This is a genomic window from Vibrio sp. 704, from assembly GCF_033339295.1.
Genome location: NZ_JAWOUH010000082.1, coordinates 1 through 1,278 on the forward strand (window position 1 = coordinate 1; position 1,278 = coordinate 1,278).

General features: G+C 43.2%; 1 protein-coding gene and 1 pseudogene. One reads left to right on the plus strand and one right to left on the minus strand.

From position 1 onward, the window contains the following. Nucleotides 1-270 (minus strand): LysE/ArgO family amino acid transporter (locus tag R7R24_RS24575; RefSeq protein WP_318119709.1); only part of this gene is annotated, 270 nt, incomplete at its 3' end. A 139-nt stretch (nt 271-409) separates the two neighbouring features. On the opposite strand from R7R24_RS24575, the pseudogene R7R24_RS24580 reads away from it, so the two are divergent. Then, nucleotides 410-1,278 (plus strand): annotated as a pseudogene (locus tag R7R24_RS24580) (LysR family transcriptional regulator ArgP); the annotation flags it as partial.

A 1,278-nucleotide genomic window follows, 5' to 3' on the forward strand; every position in this document is an offset into this window, starting at 1 on the left:
TTTAAGCGAAAGTAGTCCATAGAAGCTCAGGAAGGCAATACCACCAAGCGTCACCGATGTCAGTAGGACTTCATTTTGAGACAGAATAGCACCACCACCAAAGATACCTAGAGAAATGAAGATCATATCTAGGACGCTACAAATAGTGGCTGTCGTCAGGTGGTGATTGCGCTTTATGCCTTGATTCAAGACATACGCATTTTGTGCTCCGATCGGAATGATCATCGATGCCCCTAAACCAAATCCTTGCAATAAAACCCAAAAGCTCACGATACACCTCAAATAATTAAGAAAACGACAGAGAGGGGAAAGATAATGGCTTTGGTTAAATAAGTATAATTAATGATTTTAATATATTATTAGAGTTACTTATTTAACGGTTTGGTGTTGGTTTTTTGGGAGAAAGTGAATGCGAGGGTTGGATTACAAATGGATAGAAGCCTTGGATGCCGTTGTTTATCAAGGCAGTTTTGAACGAGCTGCTGAGCATCTGTTTGTCTCACAATCTGCCATTTCGCAGCGTATTAAACAGCTCGAAAAGTTCTTGGCGCAACCTGTGTTAATTCGAGAGCAGCCACCCAAGCCAACTCCCATCGGGAAAAAACTATTGGGGCTTTACCGCCGAGTTCGGTTGCTAGAGCACGAAATTTTACCTGAGATCAAAAACGATACTACAACGCGCCCAGTGCAGCTGTCTTTGGCTACTAACGCCGACAGTTTGGCAACGTGGTTACTGCCAGCTTTGCAAGACGTCATGAAAACTCGTCAAGTAGAGTTGAAGCTGACGATTTACGGTGAATCACGTTCAATAGAAAAACTGAAAAGTGGTGAGGTCGCAGGGGCGATCAGTTTAGAGTCTCAAGCGATACCAAATTGTCGCGCCGATTACTTAGGACGAATTGATTACGTTTGTGTGGCTAACCCTGAGTTTTATCAGCGTTACTTTTCTGAAGGTGTAAACAATCAGACCTGAGCAAAGGCGCCAGCGGTTTCCTACGATCAGTATGATGACTTATATAAAAAGTTTCTCACGGAGCATTTCAATGTGCGTCCTGATAGCGTGATTCATCACAACATCAGCAGCTCAGAGGCTTTTCTCAAAATGGCGTTAGCTGGAGTGGCATATTGTTTGATCCCTCGTTTGCAAATTACTGATGAGTTAGAGCAAGGCTCGTTAATTGATATTACGCCTGGCTTCCTGATGTCTTATCGTATTTATTGGCACCATTGGCAGTTGGAAACTGGCGTATTGCAGGAGATTTCACAAGCGATTGTCAA